The organism is Serratia sp. CY47280, from assembly GCF_052168655.1.
In the GTDB taxonomy this organism is placed as follows: Bacteria; Pseudomonadota; Gammaproteobacteria; order Enterobacterales; family Enterobacteriaceae; genus Serratia; species Serratia bockelmannii.
This window is the reverse complement of the sequence record NZ_JBJNMG010000007.1, coordinates 23,630-49,946: the sequence shown is the minus strand read 5'-3', so window position 1 is coordinate 49,946 and position 26,317 is coordinate 23,630. Positions and strand designations below refer to the sequence as shown.

The 26,317-nt window shown below is 61.5% G+C and carries 17 protein-coding genes and 1 riboswitch; of the genes, 11 read left to right on the top strand and 6 right to left on the bottom strand.

Going from position 1 to position 26,317, the window contains the following annotated elements:
• Nucleotides 1-2 precede the first annotated feature (2 nt).
• Both ACJ8J4_RS21040 and ACJ8J4_RS21035 read left to right on the top strand, forming a co-directional pair.
• A complete protein-coding gene (locus ACJ8J4_RS21040; protein ID WP_049204318.1) occupies nt 3-1,004 on the top strand; it encodes a LacI family DNA-binding transcriptional regulator in 1,002 nt (333 codons plus the stop codon).
• A gap of 21 nt (nt 1,005-1,025) precedes the next feature.
• Nucleotides 1,026-2,009, top strand: coding sequence for a nucleoside hydrolase (locus tag ACJ8J4_RS21035; RefSeq protein ID WP_043139664.1), 984 nt, complete (start codon nt 1,026-1,028; stop codon nt 2,007-2,009).
• 55 nt (nt 2,010-2,064) lie between these two features.
• Here the strand turns inward: ACJ8J4_RS21035 and malM are convergent, their stop codons facing one another.
• The 4 genes from malM to ACJ8J4_RS21015 all read right to left on the bottom strand — a co-directional run bounded on the left by malM (nt 2,065) and on the right by ACJ8J4_RS21015 (nt 6,466).
• Nucleotides 2,065-2,970: a maltose operon protein MalM gene (gene malM / locus ACJ8J4_RS21030; protein WP_025304460.1), complete on the bottom strand. Its 906-nt coding sequence runs from the start codon at nt 2,968-2,970 to the stop codon at nt 2,065-2,067.
• 100 nt (nt 2,971-3,070) lie between these two features.
• Nucleotides 3,071-4,360, bottom strand: a complete 1,290-nt coding sequence (locus ACJ8J4_RS21025; protein WP_025304461.1) for a maltoporin — start codon at nt 4,358-4,360, stop codon at nt 3,071-3,073.
• Nucleotides 4,361-4,392: 32 nt separating this feature from the next.
• Complete coding sequence (gene malK / locus ACJ8J4_RS21020; RefSeq protein WP_025304462.1) at nt 4,393-5,502, bottom strand: maltose/maltodextrin ABC transporter ATP-binding protein MalK; 1,110 nt, start codon at nt 5,500-5,502, stop codon at nt 4,393-4,395.
• A complete protein-coding gene (locus ACJ8J4_RS21015) occupies nt 5,495-6,466 on the bottom strand; it encodes an alpha-amylase family glycosyl hydrolase (protein ID WP_049296322.1) in 972 nt (323 codons plus the stop codon). Before ACJ8J4_RS21015 ends, malK begins: the two co-directional genes overlap by 8 nt.
• A gap of 358 nt (nt 6,467-6,824) precedes the next feature.
• Here ACJ8J4_RS21015 and malE point away from each other — a divergent pair, with 358 nt between their 5' ends.
• Genes malE through malG form a run of 3 tightly spaced genes read left to right on the top strand, consistent with a single transcriptional unit; the run spans nt 6,825 to nt 10,555 of the window.
• A complete protein-coding gene (malE, locus tag ACJ8J4_RS21010) occupies nt 6,825-8,018 on the top strand; it encodes a maltose/maltodextrin ABC transporter substrate-binding protein MalE (protein ID WP_025304464.1) in 1,194 nt (397 codons plus the stop codon).
• A 57-nt stretch (nt 8,019-8,075) separates the two neighbouring features.
• On the top strand, nt 8,076-9,653 hold the full coding sequence (gene malF / locus ACJ8J4_RS21005; protein ID WP_149570345.1) for a maltose ABC transporter permease MalF: 1,578 nt from the start codon (nt 8,076-8,078) through the stop codon (nt 9,651-9,653).
• 11 nt (nt 9,654-9,664) lie between these two features.
• Nucleotides 9,665-10,555: a maltose ABC transporter permease MalG gene (gene malG, locus ACJ8J4_RS21000; RefSeq protein WP_025304466.1), complete on the top strand. Its 891-nt coding sequence runs from the start codon at nt 9,665-9,667 to the stop codon at nt 10,553-10,555.
• A gap of 208 nt (nt 10,556-10,763) precedes the next feature.
• Here the strand turns inward: malG and psiE are convergent, their stop codons facing one another.
• Nucleotides 10,764-11,171 (bottom strand): phosphate-starvation-inducible protein PsiE, encoded by a 408-nt coding sequence (gene psiE / locus ACJ8J4_RS20995; protein WP_015379238.1) that lies wholly within the window; start codon nt 11,169-11,171, stop codon nt 10,764-10,766.
• Between the two features lie 225 nt (nt 11,172-11,396).
• Here psiE and ACJ8J4_RS20990 point away from each other — a divergent pair, with 225 nt between their 5' ends.
• Entirely contained in the window at nt 11,397-12,833 is a 1,437-nt protein-coding gene (locus tag ACJ8J4_RS20990; protein WP_025304467.1) for a capsule assembly Wzi family protein, read from the top strand.
• A 60-nt stretch (nt 12,834-12,893) separates the two neighbouring features.
• On the opposite strand, the gene pgi is transcribed toward ACJ8J4_RS20990, so the two are convergent.
• Entirely contained in the window at nt 12,894-14,540 is a 1,647-nt protein-coding gene (gene pgi / locus ACJ8J4_RS20985) for a glucose-6-phosphate isomerase (protein WP_025304468.1), read from the bottom strand.
• A gap of 229 nt (nt 14,541-14,769) precedes the next feature.
• Here pgi and ACJ8J4_RS20980 point away from each other — a divergent pair, with 229 nt between their 5' ends.
• The 5 genes from ACJ8J4_RS20980 (at nt 14,770) to ACJ8J4_RS20960 (ending at nt 26,298) form a co-directional block, all read left to right on the top strand.
• Entirely contained in the window at nt 14,770-16,578 is a 1,809-nt protein-coding gene (locus ACJ8J4_RS20980) for a cation:proton antiporter (protein WP_060434721.1), read from the top strand.
• Between the two features lie 52 nt (nt 16,579-16,630).
• Nucleotides 16,631-16,825: riboswitch (Lysine riboswitch) on the top strand.
• A gap of 108 nt (nt 16,826-16,933) precedes the next feature.
• On the top strand, nt 16,934-18,301 hold the full coding sequence (lysC, locus tag ACJ8J4_RS20975; protein WP_164099892.1) for a lysine-sensitive aspartokinase 3: 1,368 nt from the start codon (nt 16,934-16,936) through the stop codon (nt 18,299-18,301).
• 142 nt (nt 18,302-18,443) lie between these two features.
• The gene (gene panS / locus ACJ8J4_RS20970) at nt 18,444-19,361 is read left to right on the top strand and encodes a ketopantoate/pantoate/pantothenate transporter PanS (RefSeq protein WP_025304471.1); all 918 of its coding nucleotides are present in this window, start codon (nt 18,444-18,446) and stop codon (nt 19,359-19,361) included.
• A 385-nt stretch (nt 19,362-19,746) separates the two neighbouring features.
• A complete protein-coding gene (locus ACJ8J4_RS20965) occupies nt 19,747-21,426 on the top strand; it encodes a ShlB/FhaC/HecB family hemolysin secretion/activation protein (RefSeq protein WP_049296296.1) in 1,680 nt (559 codons plus the stop codon).
• Between the two features lie 45 nt (nt 21,427-21,471).
• Nucleotides 21,472-26,298 carry a hemagglutinin repeat-containing protein gene (locus tag ACJ8J4_RS20960; protein WP_197836089.1) on the top strand — a complete coding sequence of 1,609 codons (4,827 nt, stop codon included), beginning with the start codon at nt 21,472-21,474 and terminating at the stop codon, nt 26,296-26,298.
• Nucleotides 26,299-26,317 lie beyond the last annotated feature (19 nt).

Sequence of the window (26,317 nt, the reverse complement as noted above, 5' to 3'; positions counted from 1 at the left end):
ATTTGGATAATCACTCCGCGCGACGCGTTACCCGCGCCGACGTGGCCCGCGTAGCGGGCACCTCCGTCGCCGTGGTCAGCTATGTGATCAACAACGGCCCGCGCCCGGTGGCGGAAGCCACCCGGCTGCGCGTGCTGGCGGCGATCGAGCAGACCGGCTACCGGCCTAACGACATCGCGCGGGCATTGGCCTCCGGCAGCACGCAAACCTACGGGCTGGTGGTGCCGGATATTTCCAACCCTTTCTTCGCCACGTTGGCGCGGGCACTGCAGCAAGAGGCCTTCAGCCGCGGCCGCGTGCTGCTGCTGGGTGACGCCGGCGATGACCGGCAGCGTGAGTATGAGCTGATCAACAACCTGCTGCGCCGCCAGGTCGACGGCCTGCTGTACACCAGCGTCGATCGCCATCCGTGGTTCGAGCTGATCCGCGCCTCCGGCACGCCCTGCGTGATGATAGACACCATCGACAGCCAGGCCGGCGTCTGCGCCATCCGCGTCGACGAGCGCGACGCCGCCTGCCAGGCGACCCGCCATCTGCTGCAGCACGGCTATCGCGACATCGGCATTTTTATCGGCCCGCTGACCATGCTCAACGCGCAGGATCGCCTGAACGGCTGGCGCGATGCGCTGCTGGAGGCGGGCATTGTGCCGCGCGACGAGTGGATTTTCGAGGTGCCCTACACCCGCCAAGGCGGCTACCAGGCCACCCAGTGCCTGGTGCAAGGCCCACGCCCACGCGCCGTTTTCACCTCTAACGAACAGCAGGCGCTCGGCTGCCTGTCGGCGCTGGCAGAGCATGGGTTGCGCGCACCGGACGATCTGGCGCTGATTTGTTTTAACGGCACGCAGCAATCCGAATTCAGCGTGCCGCCGCTCAGCGCGGTCGAGCAACCGATCGACGCCATGGCCAAGCGGGCCATCGCCATGCTGGCCGCCGGTGCCGCGCCCGCCGAGCTGCATGAATTCGCTTTTCAACTGCGCATCCGCCATTCATGCGGCTGTTAGCGGGTTTTCAGGACACCTTATATGCGTTTAATCATTGATTGCGATCCCGGCAATGGCGTCCCCGGCGCCAACGTCGACGACGGGCTGGCGCTGGCCCTGGCGCTGGCGGCCAAACCGCAGCTGCAGCTGGAGCTGATCAGCATCGTGGCCGGCAACACCCCGCGCGAAGTGGGCTTCGCCGTCGCCACCGATCTGCTGGCGCAGAGCGGCTATCAGGTTCCTGTCGCCCTCGGCGCGGCGCGCGCCCTGAGTGAGCCGCCGGAGCCGTGGCGCGCGCATCTGGACCGCCCGATCGCCGATCCCAAGCTGGCAGCGCTGTGGCGCGACTTGCCCGCGCCCTCACTCGCCAACGCGCCCGCACCGGACGCCGCCATCGCCATCGGCGAGCTGATCTGCCGCCATCCCGGCGAGATCACGCTGGCGGCGATCGGCCCGCTGACCAACGTTGCGCACGCCATGCAGCTTTACCCGCAGATGGCGCAGGCGGTGAAAGAGATCGTAATCATGGGTGGCGTATTCAACGTCGACGGGTACATCAAGGACACCAATTTCGGCCTGGATCCGGAAGCCGCACGGCTGGTGCTGAACAGCGGCGCCGCTATCACGCTGGCGCCGCTGGACGTCACCACCCAGACCATGCTGACCCAGGCGGATCTGGCCGCACTGACGCAGCCGGATACGCCGCTGTGCCGCTATTTGCGCGCCACCACGCAGCCGTGGATCGACTATTCGCGCCATACGCGGCGCCTGCCGGGCTGCTGGATCCATGATGCGCTGGTGATCGCCTGGCTGCTGGAACCGCAGTTGGTCACGACCGAAATGTTCCATGTGGATGTGGCGCTGGAAGGGGCGTTGACGCGCGGCAGCTCACGCCGTTGGCGGCCGGACAGCCTACGCCTGACGGTCGGCATGCCGCCGCCGCAGGGCAAGCCGGTGCGCATCATGCAGCAGGTCGATAACGCCCGTCTACTGGCGTTGATCGGCGCAACGCTGGCGCGCGGATGAAAAAAGGTGCGCCAAGGCGCACCAATCATCGAGCCAGCATCGGCAGCGCTGGGTGTTACCCCTTGCCTTTAACGCTGCTGATAAACGTTTTACGCGCAGTGGTCGAGCCCAACTTCTCGGCCTCATTCATCAGTTTCAGCGCCTTGTCGATATCGCCCGCCTTCACCGCCTGCTTGATGCCATTATTGAAGTAGCTTTCGGTATCGTTGAGCATCGGCTCCGCCGGTTTCTCTGGGGTCGGTGCCGGCGCCGCCACAGCGGCCGGTGCGGTTGATCCTACCACCACCGGCGCCACGGTCGGCGCAGGCTGCAGCATACCGATCATCACGTTGCCGGTGCCCTGTTCCGCGGTCACCTTGAGCTTCAGCGTGCCGCTCGTCGCGTGGCCGGCGATTGGATCCGGGATATCCGGCACCGCGTTGCCCACTCCCTGCGCATAGGCCTTGGCCGGGTTAGTCAGCTGCGTGGTTTTCGCCAAGTCCTGACGGGTGGTGTACACCAGCAGGTAAATCTGTTTTTGACCGAGCGCCGGCGTCAGTTTCAGCGTGCCTTCGAGGCGATCGGAGGACATCGCCCCCGGCGGCTGGTAAGGGAAGTAGCTGCTCGGGTAATACGCCGCCGGGCGCAGATGCTCGTCCAGCACCAGCACGCTCGGCGCATAAAGCGAATTGTTTTTGGCAAGGCTGCTCAGCGTCACTTCCAGCGAACCGCGATCGGCGGGCAGCGTATAGGCGGCGATCGCCCCCTGAATCTCGCCCTGATTGAGTTGCGGGCTGACGGCGTCGAGCTTCACCTCTTGCGACACCGGCGGCTGCAGCGGCTGCCACGGCAGGCTTTGCAGCGTGGCGGCGCTGATGGCCGGCGCGACGGAAACGTTGGCCGGCGTCTCGGCGTTGGCCGCCAAAGGCGCGCCGACGGTCAGCGCCAGCGACAGGCAGAGTGACAGCAGATTCTTTTTCATCGTTATATCCTCTTTCAGCGCCGCGGCGGATCAGGCAAGAGATCCGGCCGCGGCGAATGCGGTTGGGAGAGAGCCGGCGGCCCTCCCCGTCCTGTCGTCGTTACCACCAAATTTCCATCTGGGCGCCGAAGGTGACTTCGTCATCCTTGCCGCGGCTGAAGGTATGCATGCTGGTGTCGTTGTAAGCGGTGCCGGCGTTATACCCGGTGTCATCGCCGGTGGCGTAGCCCCACTTCTCGTCCCACTTGGCGTAGGTGGCGAACAGGCGGATGGCCGGACGCGACCAAATGCTGTTGCCCGCCTGCCATTGCTGCGCCAGGGTCACTTTATACTGGCCGTTGCGATCGCCGGTGCGCTGGGATTTGACGTTGTCATAGCCCGCCTCCAGCAAGGTGCTCATGATCGGCGTCCATTTGTACATCGGGCGCACGCCCACGGTGTACCAGGTGGTGCCGTTGTTGTTGTCGCGGTCGATGTCCTGGAACATGGCGACGTACATCAGTGCCCACTGATCGTTGAAGTCGATGGCGCCGTGATCCAACACGCGGATCATCTTGCCGTTGTTATCAATGGTGGCGCCTTCGTTGCGGCCGTTGTTCTGCGAGGTCATCGAGTCGGTGGCGTACTGCAGCACGAACTTGTTGTAACCGTTCAGGATACTCTGCGTGTGTTCGGCGGTGAACATCCAGCCGTCTTTGCTGGCGCCGTCGGCCAGGCGGTAGTTATCCTGCGCATTGGCGCGGCCGTAGTCCACGCCCAGCTCCAGGGTGCCGCCCGGGTTCAGCTCCAGCCCGGCCAAGCGCACGTCGAAGGTGTCGTTGACGGTTGGACGCTGTTTCCATTCGTTATCCAGGTAGCCGTAAGAGCCGCCGGACTCCGAGTTGCGGGTCACGGCAGCGGACAGCTTGCCGAAGCCCAGATCGATGTTTTCCAGACCGGCGCCCGGGCCGGAGATATCCCAGTAGTAGAAGTCGATCATGTGAACGTCATGACGCTGATAGAAGCGCTTACCGGCCCACAGCGTGGAGCCCGGCAGCCACTCGATCAGGTTTTTACCCTGCACGTTGACTTCGCGGAAGCCCGGGGTCACATCTTCCCAGTCAGAACGCTGCGAGACCGAATAGGCCAGGTTAGTGTCGAAATAGAAGCTCTTGTCGCCTTCTTTCCACACTTCCTGCCCCAGTTTCAGTTCGGCGTAGGTTTCGCATTCGTTGCCGAGACGGTATTTACTCGCGGCGCCGGTGGCCTTGAAGCACTGTTGCTCACCGCCGCTGCCGGTCCAGCCGATGCCGGAACGGGCATAACCGTGGAAATCCACGGCCAGCGCCTGAGTAGAGAGAACACCGGCGGCGACAGCCAGTGCCAGAGGAAGTTTGCGCAGAGTAGTCATCATTATTCTCCTGTTATACCGACTTTGATGCTTTAAACGCCCGGCTCCTGGTGCAGCCGTTTACATGCCGTACCGTCTTCACGGAACAGGTGGCAGCGGTGAGGCGGCAGGCCGATGGCGAATGTGGCACCTTCTTCTACCAGCACCACGTCATTCTGGCGGTACACCAGGTTTTGACGGATGGCCGGGATTTGGATGTGGATTTGCGTCTCGTTGCCGAGTTGCTCCACCACCTGTACGTCGCCGGTAAGCCGCACTTCTGAGGCTTCGCCGGGCAGCAGATGTTCAGGGCGAATGCCCAGTGACAGGTTGGCGCCGGGTTGAACGCCCGCGCCTTCCACCGGCAGCCAGACCAGCTGGCGGTTGGGCAGTTCGACCTGCACCTGTTGCGGCTCCGCCGCGGTCACCTTGACCGGCAGGAAGTTCATCTTCGGCGAGCCGATAAACCCGGCGACGAAGCGGTTGGCCGGGTAGTGATACAGTTCCAGCGGCTTGCCGACCTGCGCCACGCGACCGGCGTCGAGCACCACGATCTTGTCGGCCAGCGTCATCGCTTCGACCTGATCGTGGGTGACGTAAATCATGGTGCGCTGCAGGCGCTTGTGCAGACGGGAGATCTCGATGCGCATCTGCACCCGCAGCGCGGCGTCGAGGTTGGACAGCGGTTCGTCAAGCAGGAATACGTCCGGCTCGGCCACCAGCGTGCGGCCGATCGCCACGCGCTGACGCTGCCCGCCGGACAGCGCCTTCGGCCGCCGGTCGAGCAGGTGTGCCAGTTGCAGCACCTCGGAAACCTGGTTCACCCGTTGATTGATTTCCGCTTTCTTGGCGCCGGCCAGCTTCAGGCCGAACGACATGTTGTCCGCCACCGACAGGTGCGGATACAGCGCATAAGATTGGAACACCATGCCGATGCCGCGCTCGGAAGGCGGCACCTCATTCATACGTTTCTCGCCGATCAGCAGTTCGCCGGAGGTGATGTCCTCCAGCCCGGCGATCATGCGCAGCAGCGTCGATTTACCGCAGCCCGAAGGCCCGACAAACACCACAAACTCGCCGTCTTCGATGGTCAGATTGACGTCTTTGGAAATCACGGCCTCACCGAAGGCCTTATAAACGCTGCGCAGTGTCACGCTAGCCATGCGTTACTCCCCTGCTTTCGCAGTTAACATGTCGTGTGAAAATGGCGGAGGCAAAGCCCGCCAAAACCCATTGATGACCCTCTTGCTGCGCGCCGTGCTGCCATGCCAACGGCAAGGTCGCCTCAGACGGCGCGGCCGCCTGAGTATAAGGCTGCAGGTTTATCAGCGCTTCAAGGCATTGATCCTGATGGGTAATAAGTAAGCGCACCACGCCATCGCGCTGGCTGACTTCGTTCAGTTCGCCGTGCTGGATGAGCGGCGAACGACGCAGGGCCAACAGCGCCTGGCAGTAACGTAAGGTGGAGTGGCTGTCGTGCTGTTGGCGGCTGATGGCCAATGCGCGGTGTTCGATCGCCACCTGTTGATACCAGCTGATTTCGCCGGCGGTGACCTGTTCGGGGGCTTCGTGCCACGGCATCGGCGTTTGCGCGCCGCGCGGATCTTGCAGGCCGGCGGCATGCGGCAGCCCCAGCTCCTCGCCCTGATACAGGCAGATTGGCGCCGGTAGCATCGCCAGCAGCGTCAGAAAGGCGGCGGCGGAACGCAGGTCGCCCTGCCCCCAGCGGCTGACCACCCGGGGCTGATCGGCGTCCCCGGTGCTCCACAGGCTGTCCGCCAATGTGGTACGACGGGCGTGCAGCACCGCCACCAGCGTCTCCGCGCTGAACGGCATCACGTCCAGCGCCAGCGCACCGTGGGCGAACCGCCGCGGCGCGACGGCATTGCGAACGCGGTTGGCTTCATCGCCGTACCACAGCGTCAGCCCTTCGCCCGTCACCGTCGCCTCGGCCCCCGGCGCCAGCGTCTGCGGCAGCAACAGGCCGTCGATCGACAGCGCTTTCAGATACGGCAGCGCCGCCAGCATGCCGTGCGCGTCGCCCACGCCGTCCCCGTTTCCGTCACGGAAACTGGCCGGATGGATCCGGTACAGGGTGGGCTGAGTAGCGATAGGCATTGACGACATAAATCCGGTATCCCTGCTGCGCGTGGCGTTGAAAATCAATGGGCCGATAGTGCGGGAGTCGCCGGAAAGGGTAATCATCCGTAACAAGATTTTTCATGGGGGAGGAGGCGGGAGGATGAGAGAACGACCGCGGCGATGAGAAGTTCCGCGCTTAAGGCAATTCTGTGATCCGGCTGGCAAAAATCGCCCCCCCATTTTGTGCCTGACGCCACAGAATAGAGCGCAACGTTAACTGGATCACACTCCTCATCTCAGGGGCGTAGAGGGGGGGAGGATGAGAATATGTCGCGTTGTGACCCACTATTACCGCGAAACGTCTCTCCTTGATTTATGTGCCCACAAAAAGAAGGACTGGATTATGACTCGCAGCATTACCCTCGCCCGCACGCTGGCACTCTCGGCACTGGCCACCCTGGTGCTCTCTTCTTCCGCCTTCGCCAAGATCGAGGAAGGCAAACTGGTTATCTGGATCAACGGCGACAAGGGCTATAACGGCCTGGCCGAAGTCGGCAAGAAATTCGAAAAAGACACCGGCATCAAAGTCACCGTCGAGCACCCGGACAAGCTGGAAGAGAAATACCCGCAGGTGGCCGCCACCGGCGACGGCCCTGACATCATCTTCTGGGCCCACGACCGCTTCGGCGGCTATGCGCAGTCCGGCCTGCTGGCCGAAATCCACCCGTCCAAAGCCTTCCAGGACAAGCTGTTCCCGTTCACCTGGGACGCCGTGCGCTATGACGGCAAGCTGATCGGCTACCCGATCGCCGTCGAAGCGCTGTCGCTGATTTATAACAAAGACCTGGTCAAACAGCCGCCGAAGACCTGGGAAGAAATCCCGGCGCTGGACAAACAGCTGCGCGCCAACGGCAAGAGCGCCATCATGTGGAACCTGCAGGAACCCTACTTCACCTGGCCTATCATCGCCGCCGACGGCGGTTATGCCTTCAAGTATGAAAACGGCAAATACAACATCAAGGATGTCGGCGTCGCCAACGCCGGTTCGCAGGCCGGTCTGCAGTTCATCGTCGATCTGGTGAAAAACAAACACATCAACGCCGATACCGACTACTCGATCGCCGAAGCCGCGTTCAACAAAGGCCAGACCGCGATGACCATCAACGGGCCGTGGGCCTGGAACAACATCGAGCAGAGCAAAATCAACTACGGCGTGACGCTGCTGCCGACCTTCAAAGGCAAGCCGTCCAAGCCGTTCGTCGGCGTGCTGACCGCCGGCATCAACGCCGCCAGCCCGAATAAAGAGCTGGCGACCGAGTTCCTCGAGAACTACCTGCTGACCAACGAAGGGCTGGCGGACGTCAACAAAGACAAGCCGCTGGGCGCGGTGGCGCTGAAGTCCTATCAGGAAGCGCTGGCCAAAGATCCGAAGATCGCCGCCACCATGCAGAACTCGCAAAACGGGGAAATCATGCCGAACATCCCGCAGATGAGCGCCTTCTGGTACGCCGAACGCAGCGCGGTGATCAACGCCGTCAGCGGCCGTCAGACGGTGAAAGCCGCGCTGGACGACGTGCAGACCCGTATCACCAAGTAACGACGTCGTGCGGGGTGCCACGGTGCCCCGCCGTTGCTTCACAGAAAGGAACGCCCTATGCAATTCGCTCACGCCGGGACGCCCGCGCGTAAAAAATCGAAGTGGTGGCAAAGCGACGCGCTGAAATGGCTGGTGGTCGGCCTGTTCAGCCTGGTGACCTGCTACCTGATTGTGTTGATGTATGCACAGGGTGAATACCTGTTCGCCATCCTGACGCTGATCCTGGTCAGCGCCGGGCTTTACGTCTTCGCCAACCGCCGCGCCTACGCCTGGCGCTATGTGTATCCCGGCGTCGCCGGCATGGGGCTGTTCGTCCTGTTCCCGCTGATTTGCACCATCGCCATCGCTTTCACCAACTACAGCAGCACCAACCAGCTGACTTTTGAACGCGCGCAATCGGTGCTGATGCAGCGCCAGTTCCAGAGCGGCCAAACCTTTACCTTTGGCCTCTACCCGGCGGAAAACCAGCAGTGGCGCCTGCAGCTGACGCCACCGGACAGTGAACAGCCGCTGATCTCCGAGCCTTTCCGCCTCGACGCCGCCGCGCCGCAAACCCTGAAACTGACGGCGCAGAACGCCGCGCCGCAGGGCGAACGCGCCACGCTGCGGGTGATTACCCAGAACCGGCAGGCGCTGAGCCAGCTGGTGGCGCAACTGCCCGACGGCGGGGAATTGCGCATGAGCTCCCTGCGCCAGTTCTCCGGCACCCGCCCGCTGTATGCGCTGGACAAAGACGGCAGCACGCTGACCAACAACCAGACCCAGGTACGCTACCGGCCAAACGGCGACACCGGCTTCTATCAGGCGATCAACGCCGACGGCGGCTGGGCGCAGGAAACCCTGAGCCCGGGTTATACCGTCACCACCGGCTGGAAAAACTTCCTGCGGGTGCTGCAGGACGAGGGCATTAAGAAACCGTTCGTGTCGATCTTCATCTGGACCATCGTGTTCTCGGTGATGACGGTGATCCTCACCGTGGCGGTCGGCATGGTGTTGGCCTGCGTGGTGCAGTGGGAGGCGCTGAAAGGCAAGGCGATCTACCGCGTGCTGCTGATCCTGCCCTATGCGGTGCCGTCATTCATCTCGATCCTGATCTTCAAAGGCTTGTTCAACCAGAGCTTCGGCGAGATCAACATGATGCTCAGCCATCTGTTCGGCATCAAACCGGCCTGGTTCAGCGATCCGCTCACCGCCAAGAGCATGATCCTGATCGTCAACACCTGGCTCGGCTACCCCTACATGATGATCCTGTGCATGGGGCTGCTGAAGGCGATCCCGGACGATCTGTACGAAGCCTCGGCGATGGACGGCGCTAACCCGTGGCAAAACTTCTTCCGCATCACCTTCCCGCTGCTGATCAAGCCGCTGACGCCGCTGATGATCGCCAGCTTCGCCTTCAACTTTAACAACTTCGTGCTGATCCAGCTGCTGACCAACGGCGGCCCGGACATGATCGGCACCACCACGCCGGCCGGCTATACCGATCTGCTGGTCAGCTACACCTACCGCATCGCCTTCGAAGGCGGTGGCGGGCAAGACTTCGGGCTGGCGGCCGCCATCGCCACGCTGATCTTCCTGTTGGTGGGCGCGCTGGCGATCCTGAATTTAAAAGCCAGCAAGATGAACTTCGATTAGGGAGAATAACGATGGCCATGGTTCAACCCAAATCCCAGCGCCTGCGCCTGTGGATCACCCATATATTGATGCTGTGCTTTATCGCCCTGATCATGTTCCCGCTGCTGATGGTGGTCGCCATCTCGCTGCGCGCCGGCAACTTCGCCACCGGCAGCCTGATACCGGAAACCCTCTCCTGGGATCACTGGCGGCTGGCGCTCGGCTTCAGCGTCACCCACGCCGACGGCAGCGTGACGCCGCCGCCGTTCCCGGTGCTGCTGTGGCTGTGGAACTCCATCAAGATCGCGGCGATCACCGCCATCGGCATCGTGACGCTGTCCACCACCTGCGCCTACGCCTTCGCCCGTATGCGCTTTCGCGGCAAGAGCACGTTGCTGAAAAGCATGCTGATCTTCCAGATGTTCCCGGCAGTGTTGTCGCTGGTGGCGCTGTACGCCCTGTTCGATCGCCTGGGCCAGTACATTCCGTTTATCGGCCTCAACACCCACGGCGGCGTGATCTTCGCCTACATGGGCGGCATCGCGCTGCACGTCTGGACCATCAAGGGCTATTTCGAAACCATCGACAACTCGCTGGAAGAAGCGGCAGCGCTGGACGGCGCCACGCCGTGGCAGGCATTCCGTCTGGTGCTGCTGCCGCTGTCGGTACCGATTCTGGCGGTGGTGTTCATTCTGTCGTTTATCGCCGCCATCACCGAAGTGCCGGTCGCGTCGCTGCTGCTGCGCGATGTGAACAGCTACACGCTGGCGGTGGGGATGCAGCAATATCTCAACCCGCAGAACTACCTGTGGGGCGATTTCGCCGCCGCCGCGGTGCTGTCGGCGATACCGATTACCGCCGTGTTCCTGCTGGCGCAGCGCTGGCTGGTGGGCGGCCTGACGGCCGGCGGCGTGAAGGGGTAATTTGTGCCACTGCAGTGCGTTTGATGTTTTTCCTTATCTTTTACCCTATGGATTTCAAGTTACAGCTAGGCAACCAGCTCGCTAAGCCCAGGCGCTTACTTCAGTAAGTAACTGGGGTTAGCGAGTGCAGTCAACAACGCTGTCGCTTGAAAGACGACGGGTAATTATATCCTGTGTCTTTGGCGGCCTTTGGCCGCCATTTTTATCGCTACTCCCGTTTCAGCCGGTCGGTATTGGCCAGATAGAGCGTCACCACCAGCACCAATATCGCCGCGGCGTAGATCAGGGTATCGATGGGGTTTTTGTGGTCCACGATAATCAAACGAATAATCGCGGTAATGCCAATGTAAATAAAATAGCGCAACGGGAAATGATAACCCGACTCAAAATACTTGACGATCAAGGCGATAAATTCAAAGTACAGGAAATAAATCACGATACCTTCAATCAACAGGTAAGAAGACGACTCTTCGCTGTTGATAAATAACACCTTCGCCAGATGGATGGTTTCCTTGACCAGAAACACCACCAGAATTGCCGCCAGCAGCAACAAGCCCACGTTCAGCACTCGCTGCAGTCCTTTCGCTATCATTATCGAACGCGACGTTTTTGCCATAAAACCTCTCTCTGAATACCGCTTATATGATTCAACCGTGCCAATATAGGCATTGTCTTAAAAATTATGCCCCGCGCGAAAGCACTTTAAACCCCATTTAATTCATAAAGTTATAATAAGATGTTTCTGGCTTATAGATTTGTAGCAAATCGAAATGTCAACTATCATGGGTCACAGAGATCTTTACATAAAACCAATAACCTCGAATTAACAAGGGAATTCTTTATGCGCGCTAAACTTAACGGACTGGTCGCTGCGGGCCTGTTTACCTGTGCATTGTCCGGCCACGCCGCCGGCCTTGTAGCCCCTGACAACGATCTGCGTAACGATCTCGCCTGGTTGTCTGACCGCGGCGTTATCAACGTCAGCCTGTCCACCTGGCCGCTGAGTCAAGAAGAGATCAGTTCCGTTATCGCGCAGGCCAAGCCGGTGACCAACACCGAGAAAAACGTCATTGACCGCGTACAACGTCGTGTCGATGCCCTGAAAGCCAACATCCGCGTCAGCGGTTACGCGTCGACCGATAAACCCGGCACCCCGCAGGGCTTCGGCCAAAACGAGTACGCCGACGATCGCCTGACCATCGGCGCCGGCGCCAACGGCGAGTTCTGGGACGTGCGTCTGCAGGGCTCGGTGGAAGGCGATCAGCGCGTCAGCGACGGTTCCAAATTCAATATGAACGGCTCCTACGGCGCGGTGAAAATCTGGAATCAGTGGCTCTCCTTCGGCGAGGTTTCCCAGTGGTGGGGCCCGGGTTACGACGGCAGCCTGATCCGCTCCGACGCCGCGCGCCCGGTGGCCGGCTTTATGCTGCAGCGCGCCGACCAATCACCGTTTGAAACCCCGTGGCTGTCGTGGATCGGCCGCTGGCAATATCAATTGTCCGCCGGCCAGCTGTCGCAGTACAGTTCTGTACCGCACACCAAACTGATCGGCGGCCGTTTCACCATGATGCCGACCGACTTCCTGGAATTGGGGGCGTCGCGTATCATGATGTGGGGTGGTGAAGGCCGTCCGCAGTCATGGAGCTCGTTCTGGGATGGATTTACCGGCAAAGATAACGATGATTCAGGTAAAGGCAACGATCCGGGCAACCAGCTCGCCGGTTTCGACTTCAAGCTGAAAATGCAGCCGCTGATCGGCCTGCCGGTTAGCCTGTACGGTCAGTTGGTGGGTGAAGATGAGGCGGGCTATCTGCCGTCGCAAAATACCTATCTGCTCGGTCTGGAAGGCCACCCGGAATGGGGCCCGACCACCATCAACTGGTATATCGAAGGGTCAGACACCCGTTCGGATATGAGCCGTAAAAACTATGTGTACACTCACTACACTTACAAAGGCGGCTACTACCAACAGGGTTACCCGCTGGGGCATGCGATGGGCGGCGACGGCCAGATGTTGTCCGGCCGCGTCGAGCTAGTGCTGGACGACAGCCAGCGTTGGAGCACCCGCGTAGTTTACGCCAAGGTGAACCCGCTGAGCCAAAGCATTAACCAGGCCTTCCCGAAATCCGATACGCTGAAGGGCATTCAGGTCGGCTGGGGTTACACCTTCCCGTCTCAGGTTAAGTTTGATACCAGCCTGTGGTACACCGACAACGATCACAGCACCGCCGATGACGTGGGCGCGGGCGTCAGCTTCGAAGTGCCAATCAATCTGTAACTTTCGCAGACGTAAAAAAACCCGCCGCGGCGGGTTTTTTATTGGCTTCAGATCAGGCGATTAGCGCCATTCCTTGAAGCGGTTGATCAGCGCATTGGTCGAGCTGTCGTGACTGCTGATTTTCTCGCTGCCCGCCAGTTCCGGCAGGATGCGGTTGGCCAGCTGTTTTCCCAACTCCACGCCCCACTGATCGAAGGTGAAGATGTTCAGGATTGCGCCCTGGGTGAATATCTTGTGCTCGTACAGCGCAATCAGGCTGCCCAGGCTGAACGGAGTGATTTCACGCAGCAGGATCGAGTTGGTCGGACGGTTGCCTTCAAACACTTTGAACGGCGCCACGTGTTTGACCTGTTCAGGGGTTTTACCCTGTGCCGCGAACTCGGCTTCCACCGTCTCCAGCGACTTGCCGAACGCCAGGGCTTCGGTCTGCGCGAAGAAGTTGGACAGCAGTTTGGCGTGGTGATCGCCCAGCGGGTTATGGCTGATGGCCGGCGCGATGAAATCGCACGGCACCAGCTTGGTGCCCTGGTGGATCAACTGGTAGAACGCATGCTGGCCGTTGGTGCCCGGCTCGCCCCAGATGATAGGGCCGGTCTGGTAATCCACCGGATTGCCGTTGCGGTCGACGTACTTGCCGTTGGATTCCATGTTGCCCTGCTGGAAGTAAGCGGCAAAACGGTGCATGTACTGATCGTACGGCAGAATGGCTTCGGTTTCGGCGCCGAAGAAGTTGTTGTACCAAATACCGATCAGCGCCAGCAGCACCGGCAGGTTTTTCTCCGCCGGCGTTTCGGCGAAGTGCTTATCCATGGCGTGCGCGCCGCTCAGCAGCTGCTCGAAGTTGTCGTAACCGATGGACAGCGCGATCGACAGACCGATCGCCGACCACAGGGAGTAACGGCCCCCTACCCAGTCCCAGAACTCGAACATGTTGTCGGTATCGATGCCGAACTCGGCCACCGCTTTGCCGTTGGTGGACAACGCAGCGAAGTGCTTGGCCACGTGCTGTTGATCGGCGGCGCTGCTCAGGAACCAGTCGCGCGCGCTGTGGGCGTTGGTCATGGTTTCCTGAGTAGTGAAGGTTTTGGAAGCCACCAGGAACAGCGTAGTTTCCGGATTCAGCGGCTGCAGCGTTTCGGCGATGTGGGTACCGTCAACGTTGGAGACGAAGTGCATGTTCAGGTGGTTTTTATACGGGCGCAGCGCTTCGGTCACCATGTAAGGGCCGAGATCCGAACCGCCGATGCCGATGTTCACCACGTCGGTAATCGGCTTGCCGGTGTAGCCTTTCCACTCGCCGCCGATGACGCGCGCGCAGAACTGTTTGATCTTGGCCAGCACCGCGTTCACTTCCGGCATCACGTCTTTGCCGTCGACCAGGATCGGGCTGTTGCTGCGATTGCGCAGGGCAATATGCAGCACCGCGCGATCTTCGGTGCGGTTGATCTTCTCACCGGCGAACATCGATTTGATGGCGCCTTGCAGATCGGTTTCTTTCGCCAGCGCCTGCAGCTTCTCCAGGGTTTCCTGCGTGATGCGATTCTTGGAATAGTCCACCAACATTTGATCGTTGAAGGTCGCGGAGAACCTGGAGAAACGATCGCTGTCCTCGGCGAACAGGTCGGCGATCCGTACGTCTTTCATCTGTGCATAATGTTGCTGCAGGGCTTGCCAAGCAGCGGTTTGACTAGGATTGATATTTTTCATAGCAACACTCTTAGGCTTGAGAATAAAAATGACGCGTTTGTCCGATTGTAGCCTGTTCGACTGTGATTATGATCGCTTTTCTTGCGATAGGCGCTAACTGTCAACGCATTGCCGCCTCGTTTCAGCTTTCACTCTATACTTTTGGCTAACGGCCTGTTATCGGGGTTGCCGAATTGTCATCAGGCTGTGTCATCGTTACTTATTTCGTCATTTGAAAGGGATCTCGCTTATGGAATTATCCGCCCCACTTATGTTGGTGCTTATCGGCCTGGCGTCGCTGCTGGCGCAGTGGCTGGCCTGGCTGCTGCGTCTGCCGGCCATTTTGCCGCTGCTGCTGTTCGGCATCGTGCTCGGCCCGACGGTGCATCTGGTGCAGCCGGATCTGCTGTTCGGCGATCTGCTGTTTCCACTGGTGTCGCTGTCGGTGGCGATCATCCTGTTCGAGGGGGCGCTGACGCTGCGCTTCGAGGAGATACGCGGCCTCGGCGGCGTGGTGCGTAATCTGGTCACCGTCGGCATGCTGGTCACCTTTCTGGTCATCAGCCTCGCCAGCTGGTGGTTGCTGGATTTCCCGCCGGAGCTTGCGGCGCTGATCGGCGCGGTGACGGTGGTGACCGGGCCGACGGTGATCGCTCCGCTGATGCGCGTGGTGCGACCGAACGCCAACATTAACCAGGTGTTGCGCTGGGAAGGGATCGTCATCGATCCGGTTGGCGCCATCTTCACCCTGCTGGTGTTCGAGTTCATCGTACTGAAGCAGAATGCGGAGTCCTATACCCACCTGTTTTGGACGCTGGGCGTGACTGCCGCCGTCGGCCTTATCGCCGGCGCGCTGTTCGGCTACCTGCTCGGCCTGGCGCTGCGCCGCGTCTGGCTGCCACGCTACCTGCAGAACCTGGCGGTGCTGGCGATCATGCTGACCGCCTTCGGCGTTTCCAACGCCATCGCCGACGAATCCGGCCTGTTGACCGTCACGGTGATGGGCATCTGGCTGGCCAACATGCGCGACGTCGATACCAGCGATATTCTGGCGTTCAAAGAAGAACTGTCGGCGATCCTGATCTCGGCGCTGTTCATCATTCTGGCGGCGCGGCTCGACATCCAGGCGCTGTGGAACATGGGCTGGCCGCTGCTGCTGCTGCTGCTGGCGGTGCAGTTTATCGCCCGGCCGCTGTGCATCGCGGTCTCGACCTGGCGCTCTTCCCTGCATTGGCGCGATCGGCTGCTGCTGTGCTGGATCGCCCCGCGCGGCATCGTGGCCGCGGCGGTCAGCTCGCTGTTCGCGCTGACGCTGCAGCGCAGCGGCTATCAGGGCGCCGACCGGCTGGTGACCGTGGTGTTCGCCATCATCATCGGTACCGTGGTGTTGCAAAGCCTGACCAGCGGCATGATGGCGCGCTGGCTGCGGGTGCAGCAGCAAAAGCCGCGCGGCGTACTGATCGTCGGCGCCAACAGCGTGGCGCGCATGCTGGCGCAGGCGCTGATCAAGCTGAACGTGCCGGTGATCGTCACCGACAGCAGTTGGGAATACTACCGTCAGGCGCGTATGGACGGCATTCCGGCCTATTATGGCCACGCCTACTCCGAACACGCCGAGAACTACCTCGATCTGAGCAATATCGCCCAGGTGTTGGCGCTGTCGCCCAATCGCCACCAGAACGCGCTGGCGGTCTACCACTTCAGCCATCTCTTCGGCGAGGATCACGTGTTTGCCATCCGTTCGGGGGCGCCGCTGAAAGGGCGCGGCGCCAGCGCGGAAAGTTCGCGTTTCCGCCGGCATGAAATTTTATTTAATCAGGAAGCCACCTACGGCCGCCTGAGCAGCCTGCTCGCCAGGGGGGCCACCATCAAAGCGACCAAATTGAACGAAAATTTCGGTTGGCTGGAGTATTTGGAGAAACATCAGGGCGTTATCCCGCTATTCAGCCAAAAGGAAGACGGTTCTCTGCAACCGATTGGCGCCGGTTCCACGCCCGCGATGCCCTGTACGCTTATCGCGCTGGTACAAGATGAAAATCCCTCACCGTCCGTACGTTGACAGAATGGCAATAACCGGCTATTCCTAACAGCCTACTTGCGCACCCGGTGCGCAAGCCAGAAGAGGCGCGTCGCCCAGGTAGAGTGTCAGAGGAGCCGTTTCTCCGTTGACGGCACCCGAGGGGGAGCGACGCCGAGGTACGATAATGGCCGGCCATTATCGTATCGACTACAGGGGCTGAATCCCCTGGGTTGTCACCAGGGGATCGCCCACAGGGCGATCGACAAGGTGGGGCGCTTCTGGGTGTATCGTAGCCTGACCTCTACGCCTGCCCCCTGTTTACCGCTCTCCCCTTGTGCCAAGGCTATGGAATTACAGTGCCCCCAAACGGGCATCCCTGACACGAGGTTTCTACATGAACCAAGCAGTACCCCAGAATTCCACCGTGGTAGCCAAGTTCGGCGGCACCAGCGTCGCCGACTTTGAAGCCATGAACCGCAGCGCCGACGTCGTGCTGGCCAACCCGCAGGTCCGCCTGGTGGTGTTGTCCGCCTCGGCGGGCGTCACCAACCTGTTGGTCGCCCTGGCCGAAGGCTGCGAGGCCGACAAGCGCAACTACCAGCTTGATGAAATTCGTCGCATCCAGTACGCCATCCTCGATCGCCTCGCGGCGCCTGCGGTGATCCGCGACGAGATAGACCGCCTGCTGGAAAACATCGCCATGCTGTCGGAGGCCGCGTCGCTGGCCACCTCGACGGCGTTGACCGACGAGCTGGTCAGCCATGGGGAGCTGATGTCCACCCTGCTGTTCGTGGAAATCCTGCGCGCCCGCAACGTGCAGGCCGAATGGTTCGACGTGCGTAAAGTGATGCGCACCGACGATCACTTTGGCCGCGCCGTGCCGGACAGCGCCGCGCTCAGCGAACTGGCCCGGACGCAGTTGCAGCCGCGCCTGCAGGAAGCGCTGGTGGTCACCCAGGGCTTTATCGGCAGCGAGCCGAAAGGCCGCACTACCACGCTCGGCCGCGGCGGCAGCGACTATACCGCCGCGCTGCTCGGCGAGGCGCTCGGCGTTGGCCGGGTAGATATCTGGACCGACGTGCCGGGCATCTACACCACCGATCCGCGCGTGGTGCCGGCGGCCAAGCGCATCGACAAAATCGGTTTCGAAGAGGCGGCGGAAATGGCCACCTTCGGCGCCAAAGTGCTGCATCCGGCCACCCTGCTGCCGGCGGTGCGCAGCGACATTCCAGTGTTCGTCGGCTCCAGCAAGGATCCGGCGGCCGGCGGCACGCTGGTGTGCAACACCACCGAGAATCCGCCGCTGTTCCGCGCGCTGGCGCTGCGCCGCAAGCAAACGCTGCTGACGCTGCACAGCCTGAACATGTTGCACGCGCGCGGTTTCCTGGCCGAGGTGTTCAACATTCTGGCGCGTCACAACATCTCCGTCGATCTGATCACCACTTCGGAAGTCAGCATCGCGCTGACCATGGACACCACCGGCGCCACCTCCGTCGGCGGCAGCCTGCTGACCACCTCACTGCTGACCGAACTGTCGTCGCTGTGCCGGGTGGAAGTGGAAGAAAACCTGGCGCTGGTGGCGATCATCGGTAACCAGCTGTCGCGCGCCTGCGGCGTGGGCAAAGAGGTGTTCGGCGTGCTCGATCCGTTCAATATCCGCCTGATCTGCTACGGCGCCAGCAGCTATAACCTGTGCTTCCTGGTGCCGGGCGAAGAAGCCGAACAGGTGGTGCGTACCCTGCATCACAACCTGTTCGAATAAGTCATTATCCCTGATTGCGGGCGCAGCATGCTGCGCCCCTGCGTCTAAAAAATCCGTTCAAAACCTGCAGGGGTTCAGCCTGCTGAACCCGCAAAAAACACAACCACACCCATCGTTCTCAATCTGGCTAAGGAAAACCTGCATGTTGGCTCTACTCACGCGTCTCTTCCCCCTGTGGGCGATACTGCTGTCCGTCGCCGCCTATTACACCCCGACCACCTTTACCGGCATCGGCCCCTACGTCAGCCCGCTGCTGATGCTGATCATGTTCGCCATGGGCGTCACGCTGCGACTGGACGACTTCAAACGCGTGCTGGCGCGCCCCGGCCCGGTGGCGGCCGGCATCTTCCTGCACTATCTGATCATGCCGCTGGCGGCCTGGATCCTGGCGATGCTGTTTCGCATGCCGCCGGATCTGTCCGCCGGCATGGTGCTGGTGGGCAGCGTGGCCAGCGGCACCGCCTCCAACGTGATGATCTATCTGGCCAAGGGCGACGTGGCGCTGTCGGTGACCATCTCGGCGGTCTCAACGCTGGTGGGGGTGTTCGCCACGCCGCTGCTGACCCGCCTGTACGTCGACGCCGAGATCAGCGTCGATATCATGGGCATGCTGTTAAGCATTCTGCAGATCGTGGTGATCCCGATCGGCCTGGGCCTGATCGTCCACCATACCCTGACCAAAACGGTGAAGCGCATCGAGCCGCTGCTGCCGGCGCTGTCGATGGTGTGCATTCTGGCCATCATCAGCGCGGTGGTGGCGGGCAGCCAAAGCCATATCGCCTCGGTCGGTCTGGTGGTGATCGTCGCGGTGATCCTGCACAACGGCATCGGCCTGCTGAGCGGCTACTGGGGCGGCAAACTGTTCGGCTTCGACGAGTCCACCTGCCGCACGCTGGCGATCGAAGTCGGGATGCAGAACTCCGGGCTGGCAGCCACGTTGGGCAAAATCTATTTCTCGCCGCTGGCCGCGCTGCCGGGCGCGCTGTTCTCGGTCTGGCACAACCTCTCCGGTTCGCTGCTGGCAGGGTATTGGTCCGGCCGCCCTATCAAGAAAAAATAAACCGCCTGTCGGGACGCAAACAATTGCGTCCCGTTTCTTCCCTGCGAAATTTCGTATTTCCCACTGGTCGGATTGTCATAATTTCCCTCATCCCCTATCATCCGTGAAAAATAAAAATTCAGATTCTTCCTATCCATGCCGATAATGTTGGCAAGAGGAAGAGACGTTCTACTTTTTTTAATTAATTAAGTCACCAGGGTTGCCCGCCATAAAAGAAGCAGCCTAATTATTATTTAGATATATACCCACCGTCTTATTTGCTGCGGCAAATCAAGATACCTCGCAATGTGCATGTCGCTCATTATTTCGGGCCGGCCCTCGGCCGCCCGTGGTTAACCTCATGGATTGGGCTGGCTGCCCCGGCGGCCTCTCATAATGGATTACAATGATAAAAAAAATCACCGCCTTGACGCTGTTGGTCAGCACGGCCCTTTCCGCCGAAACCCTGCCGGATGCCCACATGATGCGGGATATGTCGATGGGCGAGTCGCGCCGCGCGCTGCAAGACAGCACGCGTGAAGTCAACCAGTTGATTGAGCAACGCCGTTACCAGCAGCTGAAGCAGCAGCGCCTGCTGGCGGAGCCGGAGCCGGCCGCGCCCGCCCTGCCGCAGTCCGCGCAGTGCCTGCCGATCGCCGGCGTTTATCTGCAGGGCGTCACCCTGCTCTCGCCGAGCGATTTATCCGCCCTGAGCGCGTTGCCGGAACAGTGCATCAGCAGCAACGATATCAATCGCCTGACCCGTGAATTAACGCGTCTTTATGTGCAAAAGGGCTATATCACCGCGCGCGTGCAAATTGTTCGCCCTAATTCACAAGGAGAATTGGGGTTAAGCGTCACCGAAGGATTTATCGAGAAAATAGAAGGCGGCGATCGCTGGGTCAACAGCCGTTTATTATTTCCGGGGCTGGAAGGCAAGCCGTTGAAATTAACCGATCTCGACCAGGGATTGGATCAGGCTAACCGTTTGCAATCGAATACCACCAAGCTGGATATATTGCCCGGCCATCAGGTTGGCGGTTCGGTCATTCGTTTGCGCAATCAGCATGCCAAGCCCTGGCTGATTACCGCCGGCACGGATAATTACGGCCAAAAAAGCACCGGCCAGTGGCTGGCACGTGCCACCGCCACGCTGGACAGCCCGTTCGGCCTGTCGGACTTCGTCAGCCTGAACGCCAACAGCACGCTGGAAAACCCGGCCCACCGCTATAATCGCGCCTATACCCTGCTCTATTCGCTGCCGTACGGCGCGTTCACCTTCAGCGGGTTCGCCAGCTTCTCGTCCTATGAGAACCACCAGCAACTGCCGCACAACGTGGTCAAACTGCACGGCCAGACCCAACAGTACGGTCTGCGCAGCGACTACGTGTTTTACCGCGATCACGATCAGATAGACAGCCTGAGCGGACAGCTGACCTACAAGCGCATCGATAACTACTTCGAAAGCGTGCGCCTCGAGGTCAGCAGCCCCACGCTGACCCTGGCCGAGCTGAGCGCCAGCCACCTGCAGATTCTGCCCAACGGGGTGTTCAGCGCCAACCTCAGCGTCGAACAGGGCCTGCCATGGCTGGGCGCCGATCGCCACCCGAGCTCGGTGCACCTCGACAGCCAGTTCACCAAAGGCAAGCTGTTCGCCAACCTCAGCCAGCGTCTCAAGCTGGGTGACGCCACCTATCAGCTCAACAACCTGTTCTATGGCCAGTACAGCCGCGACCCGCTGCCCGGCGTGGAATGGCTGAGCCTCACCGATCGCAGCGCCGTACGCGGCTTCAGCCGCAGTACCCAGTCCGGCGACAACGGCTGGTATCTGCAGAATACGCTGTCGCGCAGCTTCAATTTAGGCGCCGCCACGCTGACGCCGCGCCTTGGCGCCGACGTCGGCCGCATTTTGCCGCGTCAGGATAACTCGGGCTGGCGCAGCAGCGCCGGGCTGAGCAGCGGCGCCACGTTACGCTACCGCCAGGCGCTGGTCGATCTGGAGGTCAGCCGCGGCTGGATCTTGTCGAACCACGCCACGCCCGAGGATCCCGTTCAGGTGCTGGCGCGCTTTTCTTACACCTTTTAATCAGCAGTTTTGCAGGACCCCACGGCAATATACGGAGATACATGGATGAAAAATAATAACTTCAGACTTTCGGCGGCAGGCAAACTGGCCGCCGCGCTGGCGATAATTCTCGCCGCTTCCGCCGGCGCCTACGCCGGAGAGATCGTCGCGGCCAACGGCGCCAACGGCCCCGGCGTTTCCACCGCCGCCACCGGCGCCCAGGTGGTCGACATCGTCGCGCCGAACGGCAGCGGGCTGTCGCATAACCAATACCAGGACTTCAACGTCAACCAACCCGGCGCGGTGCTGAACAACTCCCGCGAGGCGGGGCTGTCGCAGCTGGCCGGGCAACTGGGTGCCAACCCGAATCTGGGCGGACGCGAAGCCAGTGTGATCCTTAATGAAGTGATCGGCCGCAACCCGTCGCTGCTGCACGGCCAGCAAGAGATCTTCGGCATGGCGGCCGACTACGTGCTGGCCAACCCGAACGGCATCAGCTGCCAGGGCTGCGGGTTCATCAACACCAGCCGCTCCTCGCTGGTGGTCGGCAACCCGCTGGTGGAAAACGGCCTGTTGCAGGGCTACAGCACCCTGGGCAACCGCAATACCCTGAGCCTCAGCGGCACCCTGAACGCCAGCGGCGTGCTGGATCTGATCGCACCGAAGATAGACAGCCGCGGCGACGTGATCGTACAAGACTTCACCCACCGCAACGGCAAAGTGACGCCGGCGGCGATCAACGCCATCAGCGGCCTTAACCGCGTGGCGCGCGACGGCAAGGTGCTGGCCAGCGAACAGCCGACGACCGCGCTGGACAGCTACTACCTCGGCAGCATGCAGGCCGGGCGCATCAACATCATCAACACCGCGCAAGGCAGCGGCGTGAAGCTGGCCGGCATGCTGGCTGCCGGCGACGAACTCAAGGTGAAAGCCTACGATATTCGCAGCGAAAGCCGCATTGAAGATGCCAGCAGCAACAAAAACGGCGGCGATAACTATCAAAATTACCGTGGCGGCATCTACGTCAACGATCGCAGCAGCAGCCAGAAGCTGACCCGCACCGAGCTGAAAGGCAAGAACATCAGCCTGGTGGCGGATAACCACGCGCACCTCACCGCCACCGATATTCGCGGCGAAGACATCACCCTGCAGGGCGGCAAGCTGACGCTCGACGGCCAGCAGTTGAAGCAAACTCAAGGTCACACCGACGACCGCTGGTTCTATTCCTGGCAATACGACGTCACCCGCGAACGCGAGCAACTGCAGCAGGCGGGCAGCACCGTCGCCGCCAGCGGCAACGCCAAACTCGTCAGTACTCGGGAAGACGTGAACCTGTTGGGCGCCAGCGTCAGCGCCGACCGGGCGTTGAGCGTCAAAGCAGCGCGCGATGTGCACCTCGCCGGGCTGGTGGAGAAAGATAAGTCCAGCGAACGCGGCTATCAGCGCAACCACACCTCCAGCCTGCGCACCGGCAGTTGGAGCAGCAGCGACGAAAGCGAAAGCCTGAAGGCCAGTGAACTGCGCAGCCAGGGCGAACTGACGGTGAAAGCCGGCCGCAATGTCTCGACTCAGGGTGCCAAGGTCCACGCCCAGCGCGATCTGACGATCGACGCAGATAACCAAATCCAGGTCGGGGTGCAGAAAACCGCCAACGCCAAAGCGGTGCGCGATGACAAAACCTCCTGGGGCGGCATCGGCGGCGGCGACAACAAGAACAACAGCAATCGCCGCGAAGTCAGCCACGCTTCCGAATTGACCAGCGGCGGCACCCTGCGCCTGAACGGTCAGCAAGGCGTCACCATTACCGGCAGCAAGGCGCGCGGCCAGAAAGGCGGCGAAGTCACCGCCACCCACGGCGGCCTGCGCATCGACAACGCGCTGAGCACCACCGTGGACAAAATCGACGCGCGTACCGGCACCGCCTTCAACATCACCAGCAGTTCGCACAAGGCCGATAACAGTTATCAGAGCAGCACCGCCAGCGAGCTGAAGTCCGACACCAACCTGAAGCTGGTCAGCCGTAAGGACACCGACGTGATCGGCAGCCAGGTCGCCAGCGGCGGCGAGCTGAGCGTCACGTCGCAGACCGGCAATATCAACGTCAAGGCCGCCGAGCAGCAGCAGAACATCGACGAGCAGAAAACCGCGCTCACCGTCAACGGCTACGCCAAAGAAGCCGGCGACAAGCAATACCGCGCCGGTTTACGCATCGAACACACCCGCGACAGCGAGAAAACCACCCGCACCGAGAACCGCGGCGCCACCCTCAGCGGCGGCAGCGTGAAACTCGACGCGGATAAGAACGTGACCTTCAGCGGATCCAAATTGGTCGCCGACAAAGGCGACGCCAGCGTCAGCGGCAATAAGGTTTCGTTCCTGGCGGCGGACGACAAAACCACCTCGAATACCGAGCAGACCAAGGTCGGCGGTGGTTTCTACTACACCGGCGGCATCGACAAGCTCGGCAGCGGTGTGGAGGCCGGCTACGAGAACAGCAAAACACAGGCGCAGAGCAGCAAGGCCGTCACCTCCGGCAGCGACGTCAAAGGCAACCTGACTGTCAACGCCCGTGACAAGCTGACCCAGCAAGGTGCGCAGCACAGCGTCGGCGGCACCTATCAAGAAAACGCCGCGGACGTCGATCACCTGGCCGCTGCCGACACCACCAGCAGCAACACCACCAAAACCGACGTCGGCGTGAACATCGGTGCCAACGTCGATTACAGCGCCGTGACCCGTCCGGTCGAGCGTGCGGTCGGCAAGGCGGCCAAGCTGGACGCCACCGGCGTCATCAACGACATCGGCGGCATCGGCGCGCCTAACGTCGGCCTGGATATCGGCGCACAGGGCGGCAGCAGCGAAAAACGCAGCAGCAGCTCGCAGGCGGTCGTCAGCTCGGTGAAAGCCGGCAGCATCGACATCAACGCCAAAGGCAAAGTGCGCGATCAGGGCACGCAATATCAAGCCAACAAAGGCGCGGTCACGCTGACGGCGGACAGCCACCGCAGCGAAGCTGCGACAAATCGTCAGGAAGAGCAGAGCCGCGATACCCGCGGCAGCGCCGGCGTGCGCGTCTACACCTCCACCGGCAGCGATCTGACCGTGGACGCCAAGGGCGAAGGCGGCACCCAGCGCAGCAACAGCAGCGCCAGCCAGGCGGTGACCGGCTCGATCGACGCGGCCAACGGCATCAACGTCAACGTGAAAAAAGACGCGGTCTATCAGGGCACCGCGCTGAACGGCGGCAGCGGAAAAACCGCCGTCAACGCCGGCGGCGATATCCGCCTTGATCAGGCCAGCGACAAGCAGAGCGAAAGCCACAGCGGCTTTAACGTCAAAGCCTCCGCCAAGGGCGGTTTCACCGCCGACAGTAAAAACTTCGGCGCCGGGTTCGGCGGCGGCACCCACAACGGCGAAAGCAGCAGCAGCACCGCGCAGGTCGGCAACGTCAGTGGCCAACAGGGCGTTGAGCTGAAGGCGGGCCGCGATCTGACGCTGCAGGGCACCAACGTCAAGAGCCAGGGCGACGTCAGCCTGAGCGCGGGTAACAAGGTCGCACTGCAGGCGGCGGAATCGACCCAAACGCGTAAGGAAAGCAAGCTGTCCGGCAATATCGATCTGGGCGCCGGCAGCAGCGACAGCAAGGAAAAAACCGGCGGCAACCTCTCCGCCGGCGGCGCCTTCGACATCGCCAAGGTGAATGAGTCCACAACCGAGCGTCAGGGCGCCACTATCGCCTCAGACGGCAAGGTCACCCTGTCCGCCAACGGCAAAGGCGATGACGCACTGCATCTGCAGGGGGCCAAAGTCAGCGGCGGCAGCGCCGCGCTCGAGGCGAAAAACGGCGGCATCCTGCTGGAGTCCGCCAAAAACGAGCAGCATAAGGACAACTGGAGCCTGGGCATCAAAGCCAACGCCAAAGGCGGCCAAACCTTCAACAAGGACGCCGGCGGCAAGGTCGACCCGAACACCGGCAAAGATACCCACACGCTGGGTGCCGGTCTGAAGGTCGGCGTGGAACAGCAGGATAAAACCACCCACGCCAACACCGGCATCACCGCGGGCGACGTGGCGATCAACAGCGGCAAAGACACCCGTCTCGCCGGCGCGCGTGTCGATGCCGACAGCGTACAAGGCAAGGTGGGCGGCAATCTGCACGTTGAAAGCCGCAAAGACGTTGAGAACGGTGTGAAGGTCGATGTGGATGCCGGCCTGAGCCACAGCAACGATCCGGGCAGCAGCATCACCTCCAAGCTGTCGAAGGTCGGCACACCACGTTACGCCGGTAAGGTGAAAGAGAAACTGGAGGCCGGAGTGAACAAAGTGGCCGACGCCACCACCGACAAGTACAACAGCGTGGCGCGTCGCCTCGATCCGCAGCAGGACACCACCGGCGCGGTCAGCTTCAGCAAGGCCGAAGGCAAAGTCACGCTGCCGGCAACGCCGACCGGCGAAAAACCGCAAGGCCCGCTGTGGGATCGCGGCGCACGCACCGTCGGCGGCGCGGTGAAAGACAGCATCACCGGGCCGGCCGGTCGCCAGGGGCACCTCAAGGTCAATGCCGACGTGGTGAACAACAACGCGGTCGGCGAGCAATCGGCGATCACCGGTAAGAACGGCGTGGCGCTGCAGGTCGGCGGCCAAACCCAACTGACCGGCGGCGAGATCCGCAGCCAGCAAGGCAAGGTGGAACTGGGCGGTAGCCAGGTCAGCCAGCAGGACGTCAACGGCCAACGCTATCAGGGCGGCGGCCGCGTCGATGCGGCGGCCACGGTTGGCGGCCTGGCCGCCGGTGCGGCGAAACAGGGCGTTGACGGCAACGTGCCGTTCGTCAGCGGCCATGCCTCAACAAAACAGGCGGATGCCAAAGCCGGCGTGTTCAGCGGCAAATAACGCGCCTTTCCTGCACAAC